This window comes from Pedococcus bigeumensis (genome assembly GCF_039531795.1).
Taxonomy (GTDB): Bacteria; Actinomycetota; Actinomycetes; order Actinomycetales; family Dermatophilaceae; genus Pedococcus; species Pedococcus bigeumensis.
The window spans coordinates 330,605-354,155 of the sequence record NZ_BAAAQS010000005.1; the positions used below are offsets into that span (position 1 = coordinate 330,605).

Consider the following 23,551-nt stretch of genomic DNA (forward strand, 5'->3'; position numbering starts at 1 on the left):
CCAAAGCGGGCACCCACCGGCGAGGATGGCTGGAACCGGACCCCCCACCGCCGAGGAGCCTGCGCCATGACGAATCTCGCGACCAACCTGGTCACCACCGCCAAGGAGCGACCGGACGCGGCCGCCATCAAGTTCATGGGCAACGACCTCAGCTACGCCCAGATCCACGGCATGGCGGCGAAGGTGGCGGGGTCCCTCAAGGCGGCCGGCATCGAGCCCGGCGACCGCGTGGCGATCATCCTCCCCAACGTGCCGGCCTTCCCCGTGGTCTTCTTCGGCTCGCTGCTCGCCGGCGCGATCGTCGTGCCGATGAACCCGTTGCTCAAGTCGGGCGAGATCGACTTCTTCTTCACCAACTCCGGCGCCAAGATCGCGTTCGTCTGGCCCGACTTCGTGGCGGAGGCCACCGAGGGGGCCAAGAACTCCGGCACCCGCATCGTCACCTGTGGGCCGATGGGCCCGGTCGAGGGCGCGCTCGAGGAGGGCGAGCCGATCGCCGAGCCCGTCGAGCGCGACGACGAGGACACCGCGATCGTGCTCTACACCTCGGGCACCACCGGTCGCCCCAAGGGCGCCGAGCTCACCCACCGGAACATCCACCTCAACGCCCACCGCAGCGCGGTCGAGATCCAGGCCACCACCCCCGACGACGTCGTGATGGGCTGCCTGCCGCTGTTCCACGTCTTCGGGCTCGTCGTGGGCCTCAACGCCGCCGTCATCGCCGGCGCGGCGCTGGCTCTGATCCCCCGGTTCGACCCCGCGGAGGCGATCAAGGTGATCGGGAACGAGAAGGTCACCATCTTCATGGGTGTGCCCACCATGTATGCCGCGATCCTCAACCACCCGGACTCCGACGCCCTCGACGCGACCTCGCTGCGCACCTGCTGCTCGGGCGGGTCGGCGATGCCGCTGGAGGTCATGAAGGCGTTCGAGGCGAAGTTCGGCTGCATGATCCTCGAGGGCTACGGGCTGTCCGAGACCTCGCCGGTGGCGTCGTTCAACATGCCGACCATGGAGCGCAAGCCCGGCACCATCGGGGTCGCCATCCCCGGCTGCGAGATGAAGCTCATCGACCTCGACGGCAACGACGTCCCGCCCGGCGAGGGCGTCGGGGAGATCGTGATCCGCGGCGACAACGTGATGAAGGGTTACTGGCAGAACCCCGAGGCGACCGCCGAGGCGATCCCCGACGGGTGGTTCCGCACCGGCGACCTCGCCACGATGGACGACGAGGGCTACTTCACCATCGTCGACCGCAAGAAGGACATGATCCTGCGCGGTGGCATGAACGTGTACCCGCGCGAGGTCGAGGAGGTGCTCTACACCCACCCCGACGTGTTGGAGGCCGCCGTGGTCGCGGTGCCGGACGACCTGCTCGGCGAGGAGGTCGGCGCCGCGGTGGCGCTGCGGCCCGGGGCGACGGCGACCCTCGACGACGTGCAGGCGTTCGTGAAGGAGAAGATCGCCGCCTACAAGTACCCGCGCCACCTCTGGCAGGTCGACGAGCTCCCCAAGGGCCCCACCGGCAAGATCCTGCGCCGCGAGGTCCACAAGCCGGCCGACGCCTGACCGGGTCAGGCGGCCTTGGGCCGCCTGGCCGGCAGGCCGATGACGATCGCCGACACGAGCACGATCGCGGCACCGAGCAGCTGCGGCCACGCGAGGTGCTCGTCGAGGACGACCACGCCCAGCAGCACCGAGACGACCGGGATCAGGTAGGTGACCGTGGTGCTGACGGTGGCGCCGGCCGCGCGGACGACGTCGAACTGGAGCATGTAGGCGAGTCCGGTGCCGACCACCCCGAGGCCCAGGACGCACAGCAGGGGCAGCAGCACTCCCCCGCCCTCGAGGTCGACGTGGCCCGACCACGGCGCGGCGTAGGTGTCGCGCGACACCAGCCACCAGACGAGCAGCACGGGCACCATCAGGGCCGAACCGACCAGCAGCAGGGCGGTGGGCATCGACAGCCCGCCGAGGTCGGCGCCGCCGAGGAACCGTCGGTTGTAGGTCCAGCCCAGCCCGTAGGAGGCACCCGCGACGAGGGTCATGCCGAAGCCGAGCAGGTCGGGCCGGCCCGTCGACTCCCACGGCTGCATGATGACCACCACGCCGACGAAGCCGATCAGCACCGCCGCCAGCTTGCGGGCGGAGAGCCGGTCGCTCGGCAGGAGGACCAGGGCGAAGAAGACCGCGACGAGCGGGGTCGTCGCGTTGCCGATCCCCGCCAGGGCCGACGAGACGCGGACCTCGCCGGCGGCGAAGAGGCTGAACGGCAGCGCCGTGAGGAAGATGCCCGAGACCGCGAGGTGCCCCCAGACCCGCCGCTCCCGGGGCAGTCGACCACCGGTGACGGCCAGCAGCGCGAGCAGGGTCGCGGTGCCGGCGAAGATCCGCAGCCCGGAGATCTGCAGCGGAGCCATCGTCCGCAGCCCCACCTTCATCAACAGGAAGCTGGAGCCCCAGATGAGGGCGAGCAGGAGGTACTTGGCCTGCCAGGGGACCCGGGTCGCGGACATGCCGCCGGGGGCGACGGGGGCGACGGACGGGCTGGCGGCGACTCTGGCGCTCATGGGCGGCTCAACTCTCGGATCGGGCGGACCATTCCGCGGCCACGGCGACCGCTGCGCGTTGAACGCGCCAGGCCCCGTCTGGTGTGAGTCCGGCGAGCCCGCAGGCGGGCGAGGCCGTCAGGGCTCCGAGGTCCCGGGGTGACATGCCGGCCTCGCCCCAGCCGCGCACGACCGCTTCGGACGCACCGCGCACGGTGCCCGTGCCATCGGTCGGGAGGCACCCGGCATACAGGGCGACGCCGTCCTCGACCGTCGCGGCGATGGACTCCCACCGCGCCGGGGAGAGCGCTGTGACGTCGAGCGCCACGGCGCCCACCCCGGTGTCCCGCAGCAGCGGCAGGGGTATGCCGGGGTCGCAGCAGTGCACGATGGTCGCGGTGCCCTCGGGCGCCGCGGCGAGGACGTCGCGCAGGCCGTTCATGGCGGTCTGGGGGTCGACGGCACGCAGGTGGCCGTAGCCCGAGACCGTGGGGAGGCGGCCGGCGAGGACCGCCGGCAGCGACGGCTCGTCGACCTGGAGGACCACCGCCGCGCCGGGGACGAGCATCTGCACCTCGGCGACGTGCTGGCGCACGCCTTCGGCCAGCGACCCGACCAGGTCGCGCAGGGCGCCCCGGTCGGCCAGGGACTTCTCGCCTCGGTTGAGCTCGATGCCGGCGGCGAGGGTCCAGGGCCCGGTGACCTGGACCTTGAGGTCACCGACGTAGCCGTCGAACACCTCGGCCAGCTCGTCGAGGTCCTGGCGCCACAGCGAAGCTGCTCGTGAGGAGTCGCGACCCGGGCGGTCGACGAACCGCCAGCCACCCGGCTGGAGGTCGACGTGCAGGTCGACCAGGAGCGCTGCCGCGCGCCCGACGATGTCGGCGCCGGGGCCCCTGGCCGGTAGCTCCGGGAGGTAGGGCAGGTGGCCGTCGCCGAGAATCTCGCGGACCCCGCGGAGTGCTTCGCTGATGTCGGTGCCGGGGAGGGATCCGATGCCGGTTGCGCGAGCCACGACCCGAGCGTAGCCAGCCCCACCGACACCACCGTCGGCGGCCGGCGGAACGTGTGAGCGGCAGCCGAACTGCGACATTTGGCTGGGGTGTCGACGGTTCGCGCTCGTTAGCCTTGGACGGTCCTTGGTCACAGGGACAGGTGCCACGCAGGGTGACCGGGCCCCATCGGCCCCACCGGAGCACGCCCAGGGACTGGGCTGCTCCCGACCGTCCCAGCCCTTCGCCCAGGGGAGCGAAGCCATGACCCTGTCCACCATCGCCGCAGGCCCTGCGGCCGTCCCGATCACCAAGCTCGGACAGAACGCCACCCTCGCCAAGGAGGTCCAGACCAGGCTCACCGTTTTGGGCTGCCTCGACCCGCCCTCGGACGGCCAGTTCGGGTCCGCCAGCAGGCTGACGCTGGCGCGCTACGCCAAGCTGCGCGGGTTCGCCTTCAAGGACGCCTTGACACCGCAGATCGCCAAGGGTCTGCTGACCGACAAGGCCGACGCGATCCTGCCGCTGCGGCTGGGCAGCGACTTCGCCAGTCGGATGGTCCGCTACCTGCAGGCCAAGGGCATGCACGTCGCGCGGCTCCCCGGGTTCCTGAACATCGTCTACGTCGAAGGAGCCGACCAGAGCGGCCGGCACAACGCCGACACCCCCAACGTCTTCAACGACCGGCGGACGGTGTTCCACTTCGACAGCTCCGGCCGGCCGGTCATGGACATCAACGCCCTGTGCACCACGGAACCGGGTCGGTTCTTCACGGAGCACCCACTGAACCCCGGCGGTGCGGCACGGATCGCCTTCGGCCAGTACAAGTCGTGGACCATCGGCACCCACCACCCGGAGCTCGTGCCGCCGCGACGGCACGAGGCCCTCGTCCAGGCAGCGAAGATCCACATCTTCCGGGACGCGAACAAGGACGGGATCCGGCCCGGGGACAAGGAGCTCATCGTCGACGCCGGTGCCGGCATCAACCAGCACTCCGGCCTCAACCAGTCGCCGCAGGACATCGGCAAGCTCAGCGCCGGGTGCCTGGTCGGTCAGGACGACGCCGAGCACAAGAAGTTCATGAAGGTGCTCAGGGGCGACCCACGGTTCGTCGCCAACAACGGCTACCGGTTCATGACGGCGGTCATCGCCGGCGACGATCTGGACAAGAAGGTCCCCTGACCGGCGGTGTATCACGGGCGACGGCTCGCACCTCCTTCGGCCAGGGACCACCTGAGAGGAGCGACCATGTCCGAGCAGCGTCGCCTTGCCGTCATCGTCGTGCGCAACGACTCGTCGACACCGCAGCCGAACATGGCCGAGGTGATGGACCTGGTGCTGTTCAGCCCCAGCTCGATCGCCCGGTACTTCAAGGAGAGCGCCGAGGACTACTTCCAGCTCGCGCGGGTGGACTTCTTCGGGCCCTATGACGTCACCCTGCCGATGGCCCCGAGCAGCCGCGACGTGGGGATCGAGGCAGCCCGCAACGCCGCTGTCGGTGCTGGGGTCGACCTCGGCCCGTACGACGGCACGGTGGTCTTCGCCTTCCCCGGCACCGGTTACGACGGCGGCGCGTACGGCTCGGCGGCCTTCCTGCCGGCGACCTCCGACTTCACCTTCTTCTGCCACGAGGTGGGCCACGTGCTCGGCCTGGACCACAGCTACGGGATCTTCACCACGGGTGCGGACTGGATCGACAACAACCAGCCGGACTACTTCCCGGTGTACGGCGACCCGTACGACCTGATGTCGTCGGCCACCTTCGGCGACGCCAATCCGACGACGGCACGACCGGCGGCCGACGTGCCGGCCGCGCACCCCTCGTGGGGCTCGGCGCCGCCGCACATCGCGCGGGCGCTGCTCCACCACCAGAAGCCGGCAGCCCTGGAGGACAAGGGCCGGGTCGTCCACGTCAGCGAGTCGCAGGACGTCACCACCACGCTCTACCCGGTGGGGACGGCGACCGACGGCAAGCCCGAGCTCGTGGTGTTCCACCCGACCGGCGAGGACGGTGCCGGCCACGGGCGGGTCTACGTGGAGTACCGGCAGCCGTTCGACCACAACGCCTACTCCCGCTGGGACGAGGGACTGGCCGACACCGACCAGCCCGGCGCCAGGGACCGGTGCGGCGTCATCGTGCACACGATCGTCGACCAGCCGGGCGTCACGCCGGGCCCAGTCGTCTGGTATGCCGGCCGCATCGTGTTCCCCACGCCCGACACCGACGTCGCGGTCGACACACCCCTCGGGCAGGTCCACGTGGGCGTCACCCAGGAGTTCGGGCAGACGACGCGCCCCGGTTTCGTGCGGGTGCGGGTGCGACGGCACAGCGCGCCGTCGGTCACCGTGCGCACGACGAGCATGGACACCACCTCCGTCATCCGGACCGAGCGCCGCCCGCACCCCGGGTGGGAGTGGGCCGGCGACTTCACGTGGGAGACCCGCGAGACCGTCCGCGAGACGACGTACACCCCCGTCACGGTCGGGATCGGCGGGACGTCACCGATCGACGCCGAGTCCAGCGTGGTCGTGAGCTGGTTCGTCGGCGGGACCCAGGTCTTCGGGCCGAGCCCGTCGATCCCCCTCACGCTGCCGGACGGCAGGGTCGTGACGCTCGAGGCGACCCTCCACCCGACCACGCGGGTCCTGACCCTCAGCAACCACCCGGCGGACGGCGACATCGACGTGTCGGTGGTCGCTCGCGCGTCGGCGGCAGACGGGAGCGGGGAGGTCTTCGCGACCAGCGCCTACTCGGTGCAGGCCAGGACGAGCGGCTGGGGTTCCGACTGGGACCGCTTCATGGACTTCTGGTACCGGATCACCCACCCCGTGCCGCGGGAGCGGATCGGCCCGCCAGACCCCGGGGACCCGCTGGCGCGGTTCGACCCCTTGGCCGAGGTGGCCCGGCAACAGCTGGAGCGGGTGCGGGAGGCGTATGCCGAGCTGGTCCGCGTCAGCCCGGCGGTGTCCGAGAACGTGCGCTCGGTGATGGCCGACCAGGAGCGCATGCTCCAGCCGCAGCGGCTGCGGTCGGTCGACGTGCAGCGCCGGGTGGGATAGCCGGGTGAGCGAACCGGGGGGATAGCCAGGCGGGCGGTGCGTCAGGTGGCGTCGAGCTCGGCGAGCAGCCGCTTCGGGGCCACGCGACCCAGATGGCCGTCCGGTCGTCGTGGTGCTCCTGCGCGGCCATCACGAACGACTTCTTCCCCCCGGCGAACCAGCAGGGCTCACCGTGCGACTCCCGCTCCTCGGTCCCGGGGAAGGCCAGACAGAGGGACCGCACCCGCGAGCGGTGACCCGTCCCGGATCTCGCCGCGCGGCATCCGGTTATCGCTCCAGCCAGGTCGACGCGATCGTCGCCGAACCGACCACACGCGTCCCCTCGTAGAGGACCACCGACTGTCCGGGGGCGACACCGCGGAGTCGGCCCGACAGCCGCACCTCGACGTCGTCACCGGCCGCCCACGCCTGGGCGGGGACCTCCTCGCCGTGGGCCCTGACCTGGGCGCCGACCTCGACCACGCCCTCGGGGGGCGGCCCGCACCATCGAGCGTGGTCTCCGCGAATCGCGTTGACCCCCAACAGGTCTGACGTCCCGATCAGCACTCGGTTGGCGGCCGCGTCGACCTGCACGACATAGCGCGGGTCGCCGTCGAGCGCAGACCGGTCGAGGCCGAGGCCCCGGCGCTGCCCCACGGTGTAGGCGTAAGCACCCTGGTGCGACCCCACGACCTCGCCCGACTCGGCGTCGACGATCTCGCCTGGCTGCTCCCCGAGTCGCGACGTGAGCCACCCACGCGTGTCACCGTCGGCGATGAAGCAGATGTCGTGGGAGTCGGGCTTGCTCGCGACGTAGAAGCCGCGCTCCTTCGCCTCCGCCCTGATGTCCGGCTTGGTGGTGTCTCCGAGCGGGAAGAACGCGCGGGCCAGCTGGTCGGCGTCGAGGACCCCCAGCACGTAGGACTGGTCCTTGGCCATGTCGACGGCGCGGTGCAGCTCGCGGCCGCCGTCGGGTCGCTCGACGACCTGGGCGTAGTGCCCGGTCGCCACCGCGTCGAACCCGAGCGCGACGGCCTTGTCGAGCAGGGCCGAGAACTTGATCTTCTCGTTGCACCGCAGGCAGGGGTTCGGGGTGCGGCCCGCGGAGTACTCGGCGACGAAGTCCTCCATCACGTCCTGCTTGAACCGCGCGGCCATGTCCCAGACGTAGAACGGGATCCCGAGCACGTCGGCGACCCGACGGGCGTCACCCGCGTCCTCGATCGTGCAGCAGCCGCGCGCGGACTCGCGCAGGGTGGCGGCGCTCTGCGAGAGGGCGAGGTGGACGCCGACGACCTCGTGCCCGGCGTCGAGCATGCGTCCCGCGGCGACGGCGGAGTCGACCCCGCCGGACATCGCGGCGACGACGCGCATCAGCCTGCCCACCCGCTGGCGCGACGCGCGCGGTCGATGGCGGCCGGCAGCGCAGCCAGCACCGCGTCGATGTCGGCCTCGGTCGAGCTGTGACCCAGGGTCAGGCGGAGTGCGCCCTTCGCGGACTCCTCGGCGATCCCCATCGCCAGCAGCACGTGCGACGGTTGCGGCACACCGGCCTGGCAGGCCGAGCCCGTGGAGCACTCCACACCCGCGGCGTCGAGGAGGTAGAGCAGCGAGTCACCCTCGCACCCGGGCACGAGCAGGTGGGCGTTGCCCGGCAGGCGGTGGGTGCTGTCACCGGCCTCCCACGCGCCGGTCACGGTCACGTCGTAGCCGAGGCCCATCGCCTCGCGGACCAGCCGGTCGCGCAGGGCCACCAGCCGGGGAGTCTCCGTGGGGACCGCCTGCACCGACTCCTCCATGGCCACCGCGAAGGCGCGGATCGCCGGCACGTCGAGGGTGCCGCTGCGGATCTGGCGCTCCTGTCCGCCGCCGAAGCTCTGCGGCACGACGACCGCGTCACGACGCACCAGCAGCGCACCGACCCCGAGGGGTCCCCCCACCTTGTGACCGGTGACCGTCATGAGGTCTGCGCCGGAGGCGGTGAAGTCGACCGGCAGGTGCCCCGCGGCCTGGACGGCGTCGGTGTGGAACGGCACGCCGAACTCGTGGGCGAGGGCCGCGAGGTCGGCCACCGGCTGCACCGTGCCCACCTCGTTGTTCGCCCACATCACCGTCACCAGGGCGACGGAGTCGGGGTCCTCCTCGATCGCAGCCCGGACGGCGGACGGGGTGACGAAACCCGCTGGGTCGGGCTCGACCCAGGTGACCTTCGCACCTTCGTGCGTGACCAGGTGCTCCACGCAGTCGAGGACGGCGTGGTGCTCGATGGAGCTGCAGACGATCCGGACGCGAGCCGGGTCGGACTCCCGCCGCGCCTCGAACGTCCCAGCCACGGCGAGGTTGTCCGACTCGGTGCCCCCGGACGTGAAGACCACCTCCGACGGGCGGGCGCCGAGCGCCTTGGCGAGTCGCTCCCGGGACTCCTCCACCACCCGGCGGGCCATCCGTCCCGAGGTGTGCAGGGACGACGCGTTGCCGGTCGTGGCCAGCTGGTCGGCCATCGCCGCGAGGGCCGACGGGAGCATCGGCGTGGTGGCGGCATGGTCGAGGTAGGCGGTCACTGGCGAAAGTTTACGCGTCAACCGGTCAACCTTCCGTGCCAGTGTGGCGTTGGGTACGTCGACACGTGGCGACCAGGCTGCAGCGACCACCCTGTCGACCATCCCGTGGCCGGTTTCCTGACCGTCCCTTTACCTACCAGCGCGTAACCGCGCCCGCGAACCTTCGTTGCACACGGCATACCGACCATCACCGTTGCTGGTCAGTCACGCTGGTCAGTCGAAGGGAACCGAAGCCCATGCGCACCGTGAAGAGAACCCGGACCGTCGTCGCGACGGTCGCCACAGCGGCCCTCGCCGCCCTGGCCCTCGCCACACCCGCCTCCGCGGGCCTGCTGTCCTCCGGCCAGACCCTCGCACCGGTCCAACCCTGGCTGGCGTCCCAGCTCGGGGTGCTCAAGGCAGCCACCCCGACCACCGTCCTCGTGCACGGCACGGACACCGCGGCGGCCACTCGGGCCGTGCAGGCCGTCGGCCTGCGGAGGGTGACGACGTTCGACAAGGTCGGCGTGGTCGTGGCGACCGGCCTGCCCGCCCAGGTGCAGGCGGTCCGCTCGCAGCCCGGCGTGACCTACGTCGAGGGCAACCAGCCCATCGAGATGCTCCTGTCGACGTCCAACAAGGCGACCCGCGGCGACGAGGCGCGCAGCACCCTCACGGGCGCGAACGGCACCGCCCTCGACGGCAAGGGGGTGTCGGTCGCCGTGATCGACTCCGGGGTCGACCCGACCCACCCCTTCCTGCAGAACGCCGACGGCACCAGCGCCGTCGTGAAGAACCTGAAGATGGTGTGCGAACCGCTGACCGAGAGCACCTGCGCGCCGGTGGACGCCGGCGCGCTGAACACCGACCTGCTCTCGGTGGGTGGCCACGGCATGCACGTCAACGGCATCGTCGCGGGTCGTGACGTCACGCTCTCCGACGGCACCAAGATGCACGGCGCCGCGCCCGGGGCCAGCCTCGTGAGCATCAGCACGGGGGCGGTCCTGTTCATCATCGGAGCCGACGCCGCCCTCAACTGGGTCCTGGAGAACCACGACGCCCCTTGTGGCGCAGGGGTTCCCGCGTCCACCTGCCCGCCGATCAAGGTGACGTCGAACAGCTACGGACCCACCGGTGGTGGGGCGTTCGACCCGAACTCCGCCACGGTGAAGATCCAGCGTGAGCTGGTGAAGGAGGGCGTGGTGAGCGTCTGGGCCAACGGCAACGACGGCGGCGACGGCTCCGCCGACCTGTCGAACCCGCCCGGCAAGGACCCGACCCCCGGCATCCTCTCGGTCGCCTCGTTCTTCGACCAGAACACCGGCACCCGCGACGGCACCGTCTCGGACTTCTCCAGCCGCGGCAAGGCCGGCGACCAGTCCACCTACCCCGACATCTCGGCGCCGGGCGAGGACATCACCAGCTCGTGCCGCATCTACCTGCCGATCTGCACCTCGGGGCTCGACCCCCAGGAGGGCGGCGACTACAACACGATCAGCGGCACCTCGATGGCCACGCCCCACATCTCGGGCATCGTCGCGCAGCTGTTCCAGGCCAACCCCGCCGCCACCCCGGCGCAGATCGAGGCGGCGCTGGAGTCCACCGCCTACAAGTACACGGACGGTGCCCCGTACGAGCCGGGCACCAACGGCACGACGAGCTTCGACAAGGGCCACGGCCTGGTCGACGTCGTCGCCGCCGCCAACGCCGTGCGCTGACAGCCCAGCGCACAGCGCGGCGTCCCGGGGTCCCGTGAGGGAGGTCCCGGGACGCCGACACCGCCGCCGCCACGCGACCCAACCCCGCAGGCAGGCGGCCCGAACGCCCAGGACCGCGCGTGGTCCTGGGCGTTCTCGGTATGCCGCCGGCCCCCTTCGCCGGCCGCGGCGCGGCCCACGACTGCTTCGCCGGCCGCGGCCGGTCGTGCGTTCGGCGGAGTCGGGACGCCTGCGGCCGCAGTAGCCTCGGCGCCGAGCACCAGCACCGTGGTCAGGAGGCACGGCAATGGACACAGCCACCGACGACGCGGGCGCCCGGCCGCCCCGGGACCGCGCCGACGCGGAACAGGTCGAGGCGGAGTGCCTGTACGCCTTCGAGTCCGGGGCCCCCGACGAGGTCAAGGACGAGCTGGGCATCGCCACCCACCGCCTCGCCGGCGGCGTCGTCCTGGCCATGCGTCACGACCCCGCCGGCGGCTACTGGAACAAGGCGCTCGGCTTCGGCATCACCGAACCGTTCACCGCCGAGGTGGCGCAGACCGTCATCGACACCTGGCGCGACCACGGCACGGCGACAGGCACGCTCCAGGTCGCGCCCACGGCGCTCCCGGCGGACTGGTCCGAGGTCGCCCCGCGGCTCGGCCTGGCCCCCGGGTCGAGCTGGGTGAAGCTGCTGCGCGACCCGTCCCCCGCGCCGCCCGCGTCGACGGACCTGCGGGTGGGTGAGGTCACCGAGGAGTCTGCCCTGGAGTGGGCCGACGTCTTCTGCACCGGGTTCGGCATGCCCGTCGGGCCGCTCAGCCGGATGCTGGCAGCCGTCGTCGGTCACGCCGGGTTCCACCCGTTCGCCGCGTGGGACGGCGATCGCGTGGTGGCCGGGGCGAACCTGTTCCTCGACGGGGACCGGGCGTCGTTCTGCGGTGCCGCGACGCTCGTCGAGGCCCGCGGCCGGGGCGCCCAGTCGCGGTTCTTCGTCGAGCGGGTGGAGACGGCGCGACGGGCTGGCGGCCGGGTCATGGTGGCCGAGACGTGGGCCGAGGGTGAAGGTCAGCGCAACCCCTCGTTGCACAACCTGCGCAGGGCGGGGTTCCGGGACGCCTACCTCAGGCAGAACTGGGTGTGGCGGGCGCCGTCCGCCTGACGCGGCCCCCTGCGAGCGCGCCCCGGGGAGCGTCCGCTGAGGCCGTCCCCCCTGGCCGTCGCCCGCGACCTCGCCCTCACCCGCGACGTCACCCGTGCCTTCACCCGAGCCTTCACGCGTGCCCTTCACCCGTGGACGGGTACGCGAACGCCCCGGACCACGAGTGGTCCGGGGCGTTCCTGCGCCTGCCGAGCACGCGGCATACGCGGGGTGGTCTGCCCGGGTCAGCCCTTGGCGGCGTTGACGGCCTCGGTGGCCTGCGGGAGGACCGCGAACAGGTCACCCACCACACCGAAGTCGACGAGCTCGAAGATCGGGGCTTCCTCGTCCTTGTTGACCGCGATGATCGTCTTGGACGTCTGCATGCCGGCCCGGTGCTGGATCGCCCCGGAGATGCCGCACGCGACGTAGAGCTGCGGCGACACCTGCTTGCCGGTCTGGCCGACCTGCGAGGTGTGCGGGTACCAGCCGGCGTCGACGGCGGCGCGCGAGGCACCCACGGCTGCACCGAGGGAGTCGGCGAAGCTCTCGACCGGCGAGAAGTCGCCGCCGGTGCCACGGCCACCGGAGACCACGATCGCGGCCTCGGTGAGCTCGGGACGGCCGGTGGCCTCCTTGGGCTTGGACTCGGTCACCTTGGCGCTCTTGGCGCCGTCGGAGATGGTCGGCTCGAAGGCCTCGTCGGCAGCCGCGCCGGCCGCCTCCTCGGGGGTGGCCGAGTTGGGCTTGACCGTGATGATCGGCGTGCCCTTGGTGACGGTGGCCTTGACGCTGTAGGACCCGGCGAAGACGGACTGGGTCGTGCTGACGCCACCGCCCTCTCCGGCCTGCACGTCGACGGCGTCGGTGATCAGCCCGGAGTCGGTCTTGATCGCCAGCCGGGCCGCGATCTCCTTGCCGGCGGAGTTGCTCGGGATGAGCACGGCGGCGGCGGAGGTCTTCTCGACCAGCTGCGCCAGCAGCTCGGCCTGGGGGGCCACCAGGTAGTCGGTGACGTCGGCGCTCTCGACGCGGTAGACCTTCTCCGCGCCGAACTTGGCCAGCGTCTCCTTCGCCGCGTCGAACCCGTCACCGACGAAGACGGCGCTGGGCTCGCCGAGGCGGCGGGCGATCGTCAGCAGCTCTGAGGTGGTCTTGCGGACGGTGCCGTTGGCGTGGTCGACCAGCACGAGTACTTCAGCCATGGGGTTTCCTCTTTCTGTCGTTCGTGGGCAGCACGGACGGGCCGGCTCAGACGAACTTCTGCGCGGTCAGGAACTCTGCGAGCTTGGTGCCGCCGTCGCCCTCGTCGGTGACGATCTGGCCCTGCTCGCGCGGGGGGCGCTTGGTGAACGACTCGACCTTGGTCCAGGCCGCCTCGAGGCCCACCTGCGACGCGTCGACGCCGAGGTCGGCGAGGGTCCACTCGTCGACCGGCTTCTTCTTGGCAGCCATGATCCCCTTGAACGAGGGGTAGCGCGGCTCGTTGATCTGGTCGGTGACCGACACGAGCGCGGGCAGCGTCGCGACGATGGTCTCCGACGCAGCGTCGCCGTCACGGCGGATCGTCACGGTGGAACCGTCGACGGTCAGCTCGGAGGCGAAGGTCACCTGCGGCAGGCCGAGTCGCTCGGCGAGCATGGCCGGGACGACGCTCATCGTGCCGTCGGTGGAGGCCATGCCGGTGATCACGAGGTCGGGGCTGCCGATCTTCTTGACGGCCTCGGCGAGGACCAGCGAGGTGGCCACGGCGTCGGAGCCGTGGATCGCGTCGTCCTTGACGTGGACCGCCTTGTCGGCGCCCATCTGCAGCGCCTTCTTCAGCGCGTCGGCGGCCTGGTCGGGGCCGACGGTGACCACGGTCACCTCGCCCTCACCGGCTTCCACCAGCTTCAGGGCCTCCTCGACGGCGTACTCGTCGAGCTCGGACAGCAGTCCGTCGACGCCCACCCGGTCGGTGGTGTTGTCGGACTCGTTGAACGTGCGGTCGGACTGTGCGTCCGGCACGTACTTCACGCAGACGACGATGTTCATGTGCTGATCGTCCCCTTCTCGGAATGACTTCTGGGATCAATATCGGGTCAGGTGCCATCCTTACAGCCCCTGCGGGAAATCCACACGCCGCCAGCGCGTGACGCTCACCACGAGCCTCGCAGCGCAAGCGCGCACCACGCACGGAGGAGGTGACGGTGCCCACACCGCTGACGATCACCGGCGAGCGCACCGTGCCGGGTGTGGTCGCCGAGAACTACTGGTTCAGGCGGCACGAGGCCGGGTATGCCGCCGTGCCCGGCTGGGTGTCGTCCACCCCGGGCGTCGTCCTCGACGCCGGCTGCGGGGAGGGGTATGCCGCGGGGCTGCTCGACGCGGCCTGGCCGGGCGTGCGCGTGGTCGGCGTGGACTACGACGCGGCGACCACGACCCACGCCGCACGGACCCACGGGGGTGAGCGGGCCGCATACCTCAGGGGCGCACTGACGTCGCTCCCCCTGGCCGACGGCGCCGTCGACGTGACGGTCTCCCTCCAGGTGCTCGAGCACATCTGGACGCCCGGTGACTACGTGCGCGAGCTCGCCCGGGTCACGCGGGCAGGCGGCGTGCTCGTCGTCTCGACCCCGAACCGGCTCACCTTCTCCCCCGGGCTCGGTCGCCGGGAACGGCCGTCCAACGTCTACCACTGCCGCGAGTACGACGCGGACGAGCTCGGTGACGAGCTGTCCCGCTGGCTGCCGGGCGCGAAGGTCGACGTCAGCGGGCTCGGACACGGCCAGCGGCTGGCGCACTGGGAGTCGGCGCACGGATCGGTCGTCACGGCCCAGCAACGCACTGGCCCCGAGGCGTGGGACGACGACCTGCGCGCGACCGTGGGGTCCGTGACGGCACTCGACTTCGACCTCGGCGACGCGGGTGACCCGAGCCTCGACCTGTTCGCCGTGGTGCGGCTGCCTTCCTGACCTGCGTGCTCGTGCGCTCAGCCGCGGTCCGTGGTCGAGGCGTCGTCGTCGTCGACCCGCTCCACGCGCTCGACCGGCAGGCGGACCCGGAACCGGGTGCCCGGGTGCAGCGGCACGGTCTCGACGGTGCCGCCGTGGCGCTCGACGACGTCCCTGACGAGCGCCAGCCCGATGCCGAACCCGCGCTGCGACCCCGCGCCTCGGGCGAACCGGGCGAAGATGCGCTCGGCGTCGTGGGCGCTCAGCCCGGGACCGTCGTCGTCGACCGACACCTCGACCCAGTCACCCTCGACCGGTGCGCCGTCCCCGCGTGCGACGTCGACCGGTGCGCCGTCCCCTGGTGCGCCGGTCGTCGGCACGCCCTCGACCGGTGCGCCCTCGACCGGTGCGCCCTCGACCGGTGCGCCCGCGACCGGCTCGCCCGCGACGCGCAACCGCACGACGACGCGGTGGCTGGCGTGGTGGAGGGCGTTGTCCAGCAGTGCGTCGACCGCCCGGCGCAGCGCGGTGGGAGCGCCACGGACCGGTGGCACGTCGTCCACGGCACCCGTGAGCACGACTCCGCGTTCCGCAGCCAGGACGGCGTTGTGGCGGAGCACGTGGTCCACGACGTCGACGAGGTCGACGAGCTCGCCGGCCTCGGGTGCACCCTCGAGGTCGGCGGTCTGCAAGAGGTCGTCGACGATGTCGGCCAGTCCAGCGGACTCCTCGCGCAGCAGGGCGACGTCGGCCGAGACCGACTCGGGAGTGGCGCCGGCAGCCAGGGCACGCTGCAGGATATCGGCGCGCAGGGCGAGCCGGGCCAGCGGTGTGCGCAGCTCGTGGCTGGCATCGGCGATGAAGGTCCGTTGCCGGGCGATCGCCTCGTCCCACACGGCCACGGCGCGGCTGCCGAGACGCGCACCCAGGAGGGCCGCGACGGCGGCTGCTCCCAGCCCGGCCAGGGCGAGGGCCATGATCAGTCGATGGCGCTCCGACTCGTAGGGCTCGAGCGCCACACCGGCCTGCACCACGGCGCCGTCCACGACCCGGGTGAGCGTCCGGTACTCGTCGTCACCGACCTGCGTCTCCGTGACCAGGTCGTCGCGGGACTCCCGAGCAGCGCGCTGCTGGTCCTCGCGCGGCAGGGTGCCCGGCGCGCCCGGCGACGCCGTCCGCTGTCCGTCGCCCGCGATGGTCACCACGAACGTCCCGGCCGGCACGGCCGTCGTCCTCGGTGCCGCGGCGAGGGCCTCCAGCTGGCTGTTGACCTGCCGCGACTGCCCGACGAGGACGATCAGGACGGTGACCAGACCGGCGACCAGGACACCGGCCACGACGCCGACGAGGGCCTGCGCCGCGATGACGCGTCGCGCGCGACGGAAGGGGTCGGGAGCCGCCCCGCTCACGCCAGCTCCCCGGCGCGGTAGCCGACTCCCCGGACCGTCCTGATCGCGGCTCGTCCGAGCTTGCGCCGGATCGTGTAGACGTAGGTGTCGATGAGGGAGTCGCTCACCGTGCCGGGTGACAGCGTCGCCCGCAGCTCGTCACGGGAGAAGACCCGGGTGGGACGGCGGGCCAGGTGGGCGAGCAGGGCCGACTCGGCGGCCGAGAGGGTGACCCGTCGGCCGTCGCCGAACACCCCCTCGGCCGTCGCGGTGTCGAGGAACCCCGCTCCCAGCGGCAGGACCGCGGCCGACTCCACGTGGCGACGCAGCAGCGCACGGATGCGAGCCAACAGCTCGGTCGACTCGAAGGGCTTCACGAGGTAGTCGTCAGCGCCGGCGTCGAGTCCGCTGACCCGGTCGTGCACCGCGCCGTGGGCGGTCAGCATCAGCGCCGGTGTCGTCACGCCGTTCCGGCGCAGCCGCGACACGAGCTCCGCGCCGTCGCCGTCGGGCAGCCGCCGGTCCACGACGAGCACGGAGTACGACGTGGTGAGGGCGCTGTGCAGCCCGCCCTGCACGTCACGGACGGCGTCGACCTGGTAGCCCTGCTCGGAGAACAGTCGTTCCAGCAGTGCCGCGAGCTCGCGGTCGTCCTCGACGAGGAGCAGCGACTCGCCCTCGCCGGGACGGCTGGTGCCGTCGTCGCTCACGGACCCTCGACCCACCATCTGCACAGCATGTCAGCGCCGGCCGGGCCGTCAGGGTCGCGACGGGCCCGACTCGTCGGCTCCGCCCTTGACCTTCACGTCGCTCCACACCGCCTTGGCGCCGCTGTGCCCGATCCGGCCCACCTGCACCAGGGTGCCTGCCGACACCAGCAGCGCCACCACGGCGACGACGAGGACCGCCGCTCGCTGACCCGACGGGCTGCGCCGAGGGCTGTCGACCTGGTCGGCTGCTGTCCCGCCGTCAGCCGCTGCCGTCGCGACGCTGCGGCGGTCCAGCCACCGCTGCACGAGGGCCACGACGGTCACGGCGACCATGAGCGGGAGGAGGGAGTCGGCCAGCTCTGCGTGCTGCTCGACCAGGGCCGAGTGCGGGACACTGCGCTCGAGCCCCTCGCCCGACTCCGAGGCCAGCGGCACCATGGCCAGGCCGGCGAGCGCGACGAGCGGGGTCGCATACCTCGACCAGTGCCGGAACCGCGCCGAGACTGCCGAGGCGCCCACCAGCACGGCCGCGAGCGGCACGAGCACCACGACGGCGTGGACGATCAGGGGGTGGGCCGGGAGGCCGAGAATGGTGGCGGGCACGTGAGCTCCTGTCATCGGGGACGGACCGTCCCACCGTGGCAGCCGAATCTCAACACTTTCTCAACGGTAGGCAGCCGCAAGCGCATGCAGTCGCAAGCAAACACCGCAGTGGGCCCCACCGCCTCGAGCCCCCGCGTCGCCTCGAGCAACGCCATCTCGAGCCCCCACCGCCTCGAGCCCCGCGTCGCCTCCGGCGCGTCCCGTCCGGCGCGTCGGCGCCCGGGGTCAGCCGTCGTCGACGGCGCGTCGGCCCGACTTGAGCTGACCGCGGCGCTTCTTCGCGTCGACCCGGCGCCGCTGTGAGCCCTTGGTCGGTCGGGTGGGCCGGCGGGTCGGCGGCTCGGGTGCCGCTGCCTCCCGCAGCATCCTGACGAGGCGCTGCCGTGCGACGACGCGGTTCTGGCGCTGGGAGCGGTGCTCCGACGCGACGACGACCAGCCGGCCGCCGACAAGCCTGGGCGCCAACCGCTCCAGCAGCCGCTCACGGGTGGCCTCGGGCAGCGCTGCGACCGCGCGCGAGGTCGCGGGGTCGAAGTCGAGCTCGACCCGGCTGTCCGTCGTGTTGACGCCCTGTCCGCCGGGCCCCGACGAGCGGGAGAAGCGCTCGACCAGCTCACCGGCGTCGATGACCAGGCCGTGGCGCAACCCCGGACCTGGCGGCAGGCGCAACGACGCCCCCGGCTGCGGCCGCCCGCCGGACGCGGCGATCACGGCAGCAGGCGGAGCTCGTTGCCGTCGGGGTCGGCCAGGGTCGTGCCGCCACCCTCCCGGCCGGCCACGTCCCAGTCGTCGAGTCGCGTCGCGCCCAGCGCGAGGAGGCGGCCGACCTCCGCCACGTGGTCGCCCACGGTGCCCAGCACCAGTCGCTGGCGGTTCCTCGTGGGCTTGGGCGCCAGGGGCGGGCCTCCCCAGGCGAGCTTGGTCCCGCCGGCCCGGGACTGGATGGCCGTCTCCTCGTCCTGGTCCCACACCAGGGGCCAGCCGAGCACCTCGCTCCAGAACACCCCCGCTGCGCGGGTGCCGTCGCAGGCCACTTCGCCGAGGAAGCCGCAGCCCGCGAGGAACGAGCTGTCCGGCGGGATGACGCAGAGCTCGTTGCCCTCCGGGTCGGCCAGGACCACGTGCCCCTCCTCGGGCAGCTGGCCGACGTCGAGGTGACGGGCACCTCGCCCGATCGCCGCGTCCACCACCCGCTGCATGTCATCCACGTCGGTGCTCGTGAGGTGCAGGTGGATCCGGTTGGGCCCGGCCTTCTCAGTGGGGCTGGCCACGAACCGCAGGCCGACCTGGGTCTCGTCGCCCTCCAGGAGCAGCCCTCCGGCGCGCTCCACCACCGGTCGGTCGAGCACCGATCCCCAGAAGCCGGCCAGCTCTGCGGGACGGTGTGCGTCGAAGTCGACGGCCACCAGGGTGGAAGACATGCCCGCACCGTGTCACGGCCCCCCGCATCGGGCAACAGCATTTCGGTCGGCGGGTGGCGACTCGCAGGCCTGTCGGTGCGCGGGTCTAGCCTCGCGGCCGTGGGAGACGTCGGCGACGACCTCGACCCGGCCCTCGTGGCCCGGGTCGCCGCGATCTGCCTCGCGCTGCCCGAGACCCACGAGCAGGACGCCTGGATCGGCGTGCGGTGGCGGATCCGCCAGCGCACGTTCGCCCACCTGGCCCACGTCGACCCGCGCGGCGGCTCGGTGTTCGGGCTGGCCGCGCGGCTGGGCCGCCCTGCCGACGTCGTCACGTTCCGCTCGTCCGGGGAGGAGCTCGAGGCCCTGGTCCACGCGGGTCTGCCGTTCTACAAGCCGGACTGGAGCCCCCACGTCATCGGCATGGTGCTCGACGACGACACCGACTGGGACGAGGTGGCCGAGCTGATGGCCGACAGCTACTGCCTGATGGCCCCGAAGAAGCTGGCCCGCCTCGTCACCCGCCCCGACGGCTGAGCCCTCAGACGACCAGGTAGGCGACCTTGGCGGTCACGACGTAGTGCAGCGCGAGCCCCGACCCGGCGACGGCGGCCTCGGTCGAGGCGGGGAACGGCTCGGACCGCTGGGTGCGCGTGGCGATATACGGCGTGAGCATGACGTCCGGCCTCAGGTCGTAGCGCTCGTCGCGACCCGCGGCGTAGGGCTCCACCTCGAGCTCCACCGCCGGTCCGTCGCCGGTGTCGCAGCTGTACCGCTCCGAGGGCATCATGCCGGGTGAGGGGTTCCTCATCTTCTGGCGCGAGGGCCAGTAGACGTCGGCCACGCCCGCCAGTCCCGAGCCTCCGTAGGACACCGTGCAACCCGCGCCGAGGAGGCGCAGGTGCAGCGAGCGCAGCGACGAGTCCACGTCGGCGGTCGTCGCCGCGCCGGGGACCACCCGCGAGTGGGCGAGGTCGCACTCGTGGTCGTAGTCGTCGTGTCGCTTCCAGTTGTGCTGCCCCTCGGTGCAGAGGTCGAACACCGCGGTCCCCACCGGCGGCGCGCCGTCCGTCACCTCGTCGAGCAGCCGCTCGGCCGCGGCGTCACCGGCCGCACGGGCCGCGCGGGCCGCGTCGCCGTCGGGCCGGAACGACGCACCGCAGCCAGACAGGAGCAGGGAGGCCGTGGCTGCGAGGACGATTGGGGCGAGGAGTGCAAGGAGTGCGCGTGGGGCCATGCGGGACGACATGGCGAAAGTGTGGACGCGCAGGCCCCGCCACGCATGAGTATCCGCACCCTCTGCGGCAGACTGGTGGCTTGTGACTTCACCGGTGCCGGGCGCCTTCTGCCTCGTCCTGCACTCCCACCTGCCCTGGCTGCCCGGCCACGGGGTCTGGCCGCTCGGTGAGGAGTGGCTGTTCCAGGCCTGGGTCGAGTCCTACCTGCCGCTCGTCGCCGAGCTGGACTCCCTTGCCGCGGAGGGCCATCGCGATGTGCTGACCCTCGGCGTCACCCCCGTGCTCGCCGCCCAGCTCGACGACCCGCGGATGCGACGCGACGCCGCGACGTGGGCGGGGCTGTGGGGCCTACGGGCTCGCGAGATGGCCTTCGACCGCGACCCGCACCGCCGGTCGACGGCAGCGCGCGAGTATGCCGGGGCGTCCGGCGCGGCGCGCCTGCTCGAGACCCGCTGGGGCGCGGGTGGGTCCCCGGTCCTGCGCGGGCTGCGTGACCAGGGGGTGGTCGAGCTGCTGGGCGGCCCGAGCGCCCATCCGTTCCTCCCGCTGCTCAGGCCCGAGATCGCCGCGCTCGCGCTGCACGCGGGCCTGGCCGACAGCGCCTGGCGACTCGGCGAGCGGCCCCGCGGGATCTGGTCACCTGAGTGTGGCTGGCACCCCACGCTCGCCGAGCAGTTCACCGAGGCCGGGGTCGGCCACTTCGTGGTCGACGAGCAGACCGTGCGCGACTCCGGCGGTCACCCGCACGCCGCGTGGCGGGTGGGCGGGACCGACCTCGTGGCCGTGCCCCGCAACCTCGAGGTCACCAACCTGATCTGGTCCTCGCGCAGCGGCTACCCGGCCTCACCGGTCTATCGCGACTTCCACGCTCGTGAGGAGTTCACCGGCATCCGGCTGTGGGCGATCACCGAGCCCGACGTCGACGTGGACCGCAAACGCCCCTACGACCCCGACGAGGCCCGCGGCCAGGTGGACCACGACGTCGCGCACTTCGTCGACGCCGTCCGTGACCAGCTGCTGCACGCCCACGAGGTGCGTGGCGAGCCCGGGCTGGTCGTCGCGGCCTACGACACCGAGCTCTTCGGCCACTGGTGGCACGAGGGGCCGGTGTTCCTGGGCAAGGCGGTCCGCGCCCTGCGGCGAGCAGGCGTCACCGTGACCACCCTCGAGAAGGCGCTGGCGCAGGGCCACGTCGCCGGCGACCTCGACCTCGCGCCGGGCTCCTGGGGTGCGGGCAAGGACTACTCGGTGTGGGCTGGTCCGGCCGTGCGCCAGATCGCGCACGAGAACGAGTGGCTCCAGCGGCGCTGGGTCGACGTGCTCGACCGCGAGCGGGCCGCGGGTCGCCTCGGCACCCGACGACGCGACCTCGACCAGCTGCTGCAGACCCTGTGGCACGCGTTGTCGAGCGACTGGGCGTTCCTCGTCACCAGGGGTCAGTCGGTCGACTACGCGCGACGCCGGGCCGAGGAGCACCGCCGCGACTTCCACCTCCTGGCGCAGCTGATCGAGGACGGACGGCGCGACCAGGCGCTCGACGAAGCCCGGCGACAAGGCTTGCAGGACAACGCCTTTCCCGCACTGGACGCCCGCCTCGGGTGAACCCGGGCACCCGCCTCGGCTCACTCGCGGGTCTTGACGACCCTGCCCGGTATGCCGGCCACGACCGACCGCGGCGGGTAGTCACCGCGGGCGACGGCTGCGGCCGCGACCACGCTCTGGTCGCCCAGGTCGGTGCCACGCGTGACGACCACCTTGGTGCCGAGCCACACGTCGTCGCCGATGCGCACCGGCGACTTGACGATGCCCTGGTCCTTGATCGGCACCGCCAGCGACGTGGTCACGTGGTCGAAGTCGCAGACGTAGACGTCGTCACCGAAGAGGCAGGCCTGGCCGATCGAGATGTCGATCCAGCAGTTGATGGTGTTGCGGATGCCGATGACCGACTTCGGCCCGATCCGCAGCGTGCCCTCATGGGCTCGGACGCGGGCGTGAGCACCGAAGTGCGTGTAGGCACCGATGACCAGCCGGCCGTAACCCTCCCTCACCTCGAACCGCACGTCCGGCCCGATGAAGCACGGCCCCTCGAAGCGCAGCGACGGGTAGCGAGCACTCGCCCGGGCCATCCGCAGGTAGCTCAGCAGGTGGTGGCGGGTGAACGCCCGGTTGGCCATCGCCCAGGCGACCCAGCGGACCCAGGCCACGGGCCGGGGCAGTCCGGAGGGACCGCGCTCGCCGTGGTCGGCCGGCGACATGTCCGCAGTCGCTGCAGAGGTCACAGGTGGCTCGTCTCGGTGCGGTGGTCTCGGTGGTCTTCTCGGTGGTCTCGGCGGGGTCGCTACGGGCGTCGGCCGGGCTTCACGCCGGTGATGCCGACGTTGTAGAAGAGCCGCGCCGGCACGACCTTGGCCAGGACGCGGTCGACAGCGGACAGCCGCTTCCACGTGCCGTAGGCGAACCTCGCCCAGCCCCAGCCGAGCGCTCCGGGCTGGACCGCTGCCTCGAAGGTGCGGATGGGCCACCCGACGAACGCCGCGGTGAGCTCCTCGGTGCGGGTGCGGACGCCCACGGCGCCGGCGCGCAGCGCCGTGCGGGCCAGTTCGTCTGGGTCGAAGGTGTGCAGGTCGACGACGGCTTCGAGGGCTGCGGCGCGCGACGACTCGTCCAGCGCCTCCTGGTCCTTGGCCCACTTGCCCCGCAGCGCCGGCAGCCGCGTGACGGCCTTGGTCGCCGTCCACGTCGCGCGGCCCAGCTGGCGGGCGTACCAGTCACCCACCGTGGTGGGCTCCCCTGCGATGACGAAGCGGCCACCCGGCTTGAGCACCCGGAGCACCTCGCGGAACGCCGCCTCCACGTCGGGGATGTGGTGGATCACTGCGTGGCCGACGACGATGTCGAAAGTGTTGTCGTCATAGGGGATTCGCTCGGCATCGGCGATCCGGCCGTGCACCGTGAAACCGAGGGAGTCGGCGTTCGCCTTGGCAGCTTCGACCATCCCGGGCGACAGGTCGGTCACGTGGACCTCGTCGAGGATCCCGGCCTGCTTGAGGTTGAGCGAGAAGAAGCCGGTGCCCGCGCCCAGCTCGAGCGCCGTCCCGTAGGGCAGCGGGTCGGGCGTGCCCGTGATCGCGTGGAACCGGTCACCGGCGTAGTCGATGCAGCGCTGGTCGAACGAGATCGACCACTTGTCGTCGTAGGTCTGCGCCTCCCAGTCGTGGTAGAGCACCTGCGCCAGCTTGTTGTCGGCGTAGGCGGCGGCGACCTGCTCGGCCGTGGCCGCGCTCGTCGAGGATGCCGCGCTCGTCGGGGTGGACGACATGG

The 23,551-nt window shown here is 72.2% G+C and carries 22 protein-coding genes; 8 read left to right on the forward strand and 14 right to left on the reverse strand.

Annotated elements, in window-relative coordinates; translation table 11 throughout:
- The first annotated feature begins 66 nt into the window (after window positions 1-66).
- Window positions 67-1,569: a long-chain-fatty-acid--CoA ligase gene (locus ABD262_RS17310; RefSeq protein WP_344138890.1), complete on the forward strand. Its 1,503-nt coding sequence runs from the start codon at window positions 67-69 to the stop codon at window positions 1,567-1,569.
- A 5-nt stretch (window positions 1,570-1,574) separates the two neighbouring features.
- Here the strand turns inward: ABD262_RS17310 and ABD262_RS17315 are convergent, their stop codons facing one another.
- Together ABD262_RS17315 and ABD262_RS17320 are read right to left on the reverse strand one after the other, a co-directional pair.
- Complete coding sequence (locus tag ABD262_RS17315) at window positions 1,575-2,570, reverse strand: DMT family transporter (RefSeq protein ID WP_344138892.1); 996 nt, start codon at window positions 2,568-2,570, stop codon at window positions 1,575-1,577.
- 7 nt (window positions 2,571-2,577) lie between these two features.
- Complete coding sequence (locus ABD262_RS17320; protein ID WP_344138893.1) at window positions 2,578-3,564, reverse strand: uroporphyrinogen decarboxylase/cobalamine-independent methonine synthase family protein; 987 nt, start codon at window positions 3,562-3,564, stop codon at window positions 2,578-2,580.
- Between the two features lie 241 nt (window positions 3,565-3,805).
- Between ABD262_RS17320 and ABD262_RS17325 the strand changes: the two genes are divergently transcribed.
- Window positions 3,806-4,723, forward strand: coding sequence for a hypothetical protein (locus ABD262_RS17325; protein WP_344138895.1), 918 nt, complete (start codon window positions 3,806-3,808; stop codon window positions 4,721-4,723).
- A 66-nt stretch (window positions 4,724-4,789) separates the two neighbouring features.
- Window positions 4,790-6,601 carry a hypothetical protein gene (locus ABD262_RS17330; RefSeq protein WP_344138897.1) on the forward strand — a complete coding sequence of 604 codons (1,812 nt, stop codon included), beginning with the start codon at window positions 4,790-4,792 and terminating at the stop codon, window positions 6,599-6,601.
- 267 nt (window positions 6,602-6,868) lie between these two features.
- Here ABD262_RS17330 and mnmA read toward each other — a convergent pair whose 3' ends face one another.
- Entirely contained in the window at window positions 6,869-7,954 is a 1,086-nt protein-coding gene (gene mnmA, locus ABD262_RS17335) for a tRNA 2-thiouridine(34) synthase MnmA (protein WP_344138899.1), read from the reverse strand.
- Window positions 7,954-9,141, reverse strand: a complete 1,188-nt coding sequence (locus ABD262_RS17340) for a cysteine desulfurase family protein (protein WP_344138901.1) — start codon at window positions 9,139-9,141, stop codon at window positions 7,954-7,956. Before ABD262_RS17340 ends, mnmA begins: the two co-directional genes overlap by 1 nt.
- Before the next feature lie 245 nt (window positions 9,142-9,386).
- Between ABD262_RS17340 and ABD262_RS17345 the strand changes: the two genes are divergently transcribed.
- Window positions 9,387-10,838 carry a S8 family serine peptidase gene (locus ABD262_RS17345; protein WP_344138903.1) on the forward strand — a complete coding sequence of 484 codons (1,452 nt, stop codon included), beginning with the start codon at window positions 9,387-9,389 and terminating at the stop codon, window positions 10,836-10,838.
- A 286-nt stretch (window positions 10,839-11,124) separates the two neighbouring features.
- Entirely contained in the window at window positions 11,125-11,979 is an 855-nt protein-coding gene (locus ABD262_RS17350) for a GNAT family N-acetyltransferase (RefSeq protein ID WP_344138905.1), read from the forward strand.
- A gap of 224 nt (window positions 11,980-12,203) precedes the next feature.
- On the opposite strand, the gene ABD262_RS17355 is transcribed toward ABD262_RS17350, so the two are convergent.
- The gene (locus tag ABD262_RS17355; protein ID WP_344138907.1) at window positions 12,204-13,163 is read right to left on the reverse strand and encodes an electron transfer flavoprotein subunit alpha/FixB family protein; all 960 of its coding nucleotides are present in this window, start codon (window positions 13,161-13,163) and stop codon (window positions 12,204-12,206) included.
- 46 nt (window positions 13,164-13,209) lie between these two features.
- Complete coding sequence (locus ABD262_RS17360; protein ID WP_344138909.1) at window positions 13,210-13,992, reverse strand: electron transfer flavoprotein subunit beta/FixA family protein; 783 nt, start codon at window positions 13,990-13,992, stop codon at window positions 13,210-13,212.
- Between the two features lie 155 nt (window positions 13,993-14,147).
- Here ABD262_RS17360 and ABD262_RS17365 point away from each other — a divergent pair, with 155 nt between their 5' ends.
- On the forward strand, window positions 14,148-14,912 hold the full coding sequence (locus tag ABD262_RS17365) for a class I SAM-dependent methyltransferase (RefSeq protein WP_344138911.1): 765 nt from the start codon (window positions 14,148-14,150) through the stop codon (window positions 14,910-14,912).
- A gap of 17 nt (window positions 14,913-14,929) precedes the next feature.
- On the opposite strand, the gene ABD262_RS17370 is transcribed toward ABD262_RS17365, so the two are convergent.
- From ABD262_RS17370 to ABD262_RS17390, 5 genes are all read right to left on the reverse strand, one after another.
- On the reverse strand, window positions 14,930-16,300 hold the full coding sequence (locus tag ABD262_RS17370) for a sensor histidine kinase (protein WP_344138913.1): 1,371 nt from the start codon (window positions 16,298-16,300) through the stop codon (window positions 14,930-14,932).
- On the reverse strand, window positions 16,297-16,989 hold the full coding sequence (locus ABD262_RS17375; RefSeq protein WP_344138915.1) for a response regulator transcription factor: 693 nt from the start codon (window positions 16,987-16,989) through the stop codon (window positions 16,297-16,299). Before ABD262_RS17375 ends, ABD262_RS17370 begins: the two co-directional genes overlap by 4 nt.
- 48 nt (window positions 16,990-17,037) lie before the next feature.
- On the reverse strand, window positions 17,038-17,592 hold the full coding sequence (locus ABD262_RS17380) for a DUF2231 domain-containing protein (RefSeq protein ID WP_344138917.1): 555 nt from the start codon (window positions 17,590-17,592) through the stop codon (window positions 17,038-17,040).
- A 225-nt stretch (window positions 17,593-17,817) separates the two neighbouring features.
- Window positions 17,818-18,303 carry an alternative ribosome rescue aminoacyl-tRNA hydrolase ArfB gene (arfB, locus tag ABD262_RS17385; protein ID WP_344138919.1) on the reverse strand — a complete coding sequence of 162 codons (486 nt, stop codon included), beginning with the start codon at window positions 18,301-18,303 and terminating at the stop codon, window positions 17,818-17,820.
- A complete protein-coding gene (locus ABD262_RS17390; protein WP_344138921.1) occupies window positions 18,300-19,013 on the reverse strand; it encodes a VOC family protein in 714 nt (237 codons plus the stop codon). The genes arfB and ABD262_RS17390 overlap by 4 nt, the downstream gene beginning before the upstream one ends.
- A 99-nt stretch (window positions 19,014-19,112) precedes the next feature.
- Between ABD262_RS17390 and ABD262_RS17395 the strand changes: the two genes are divergently transcribed.
- Complete coding sequence (locus ABD262_RS17395) at window positions 19,113-19,529, forward strand: MmcQ/YjbR family DNA-binding protein (RefSeq protein ID WP_344138923.1); 417 nt, start codon at window positions 19,113-19,115, stop codon at window positions 19,527-19,529.
- Window positions 19,530-19,533: 4 nt separating this feature from the next.
- On the opposite strand, the gene ABD262_RS17400 is transcribed toward ABD262_RS17395, so the two are convergent.
- Window positions 19,534-20,241 carry a hypothetical protein gene (locus ABD262_RS17400; protein ID WP_344138925.1) on the reverse strand — a complete coding sequence of 236 codons (708 nt, stop codon included), beginning with the start codon at window positions 20,239-20,241 and terminating at the stop codon, window positions 19,534-19,536.
- Between the two features lie 70 nt (window positions 20,242-20,311).
- On the opposite strand from ABD262_RS17400, the gene ABD262_RS17405 reads away from it, so the two are divergent.
- Window positions 20,312-21,832 carry a 1,4-alpha-glucan branching protein domain-containing protein gene (locus ABD262_RS17405; RefSeq protein ID WP_344138927.1) on the forward strand — a complete coding sequence of 507 codons (1,521 nt, stop codon included), beginning with the start codon at window positions 20,312-20,314 and terminating at the stop codon, window positions 21,830-21,832.
- Between the two features lie 20 nt (window positions 21,833-21,852).
- Here the strand turns inward: ABD262_RS17405 and ABD262_RS17410 are convergent, their stop codons facing one another.
- Together ABD262_RS17410 and ABD262_RS17415 are read right to left on the reverse strand one after the other, a co-directional pair.
- Window positions 21,853-22,509 carry an acyltransferase gene (locus ABD262_RS17410; protein ID WP_344138929.1) on the reverse strand — a complete coding sequence of 219 codons (657 nt, stop codon included), beginning with the start codon at window positions 22,507-22,509 and terminating at the stop codon, window positions 21,853-21,855.
- Between the two features lie 59 nt (window positions 22,510-22,568).
- The gene (locus ABD262_RS17415) at window positions 22,569-23,549 is read right to left on the reverse strand and encodes a class I SAM-dependent methyltransferase (protein ID WP_344138931.1); all 981 of its coding nucleotides are present in this window, start codon (window positions 23,547-23,549) and stop codon (window positions 22,569-22,571) included.
- Window positions 23,550-23,551: the final 2 nt, after the last annotated feature.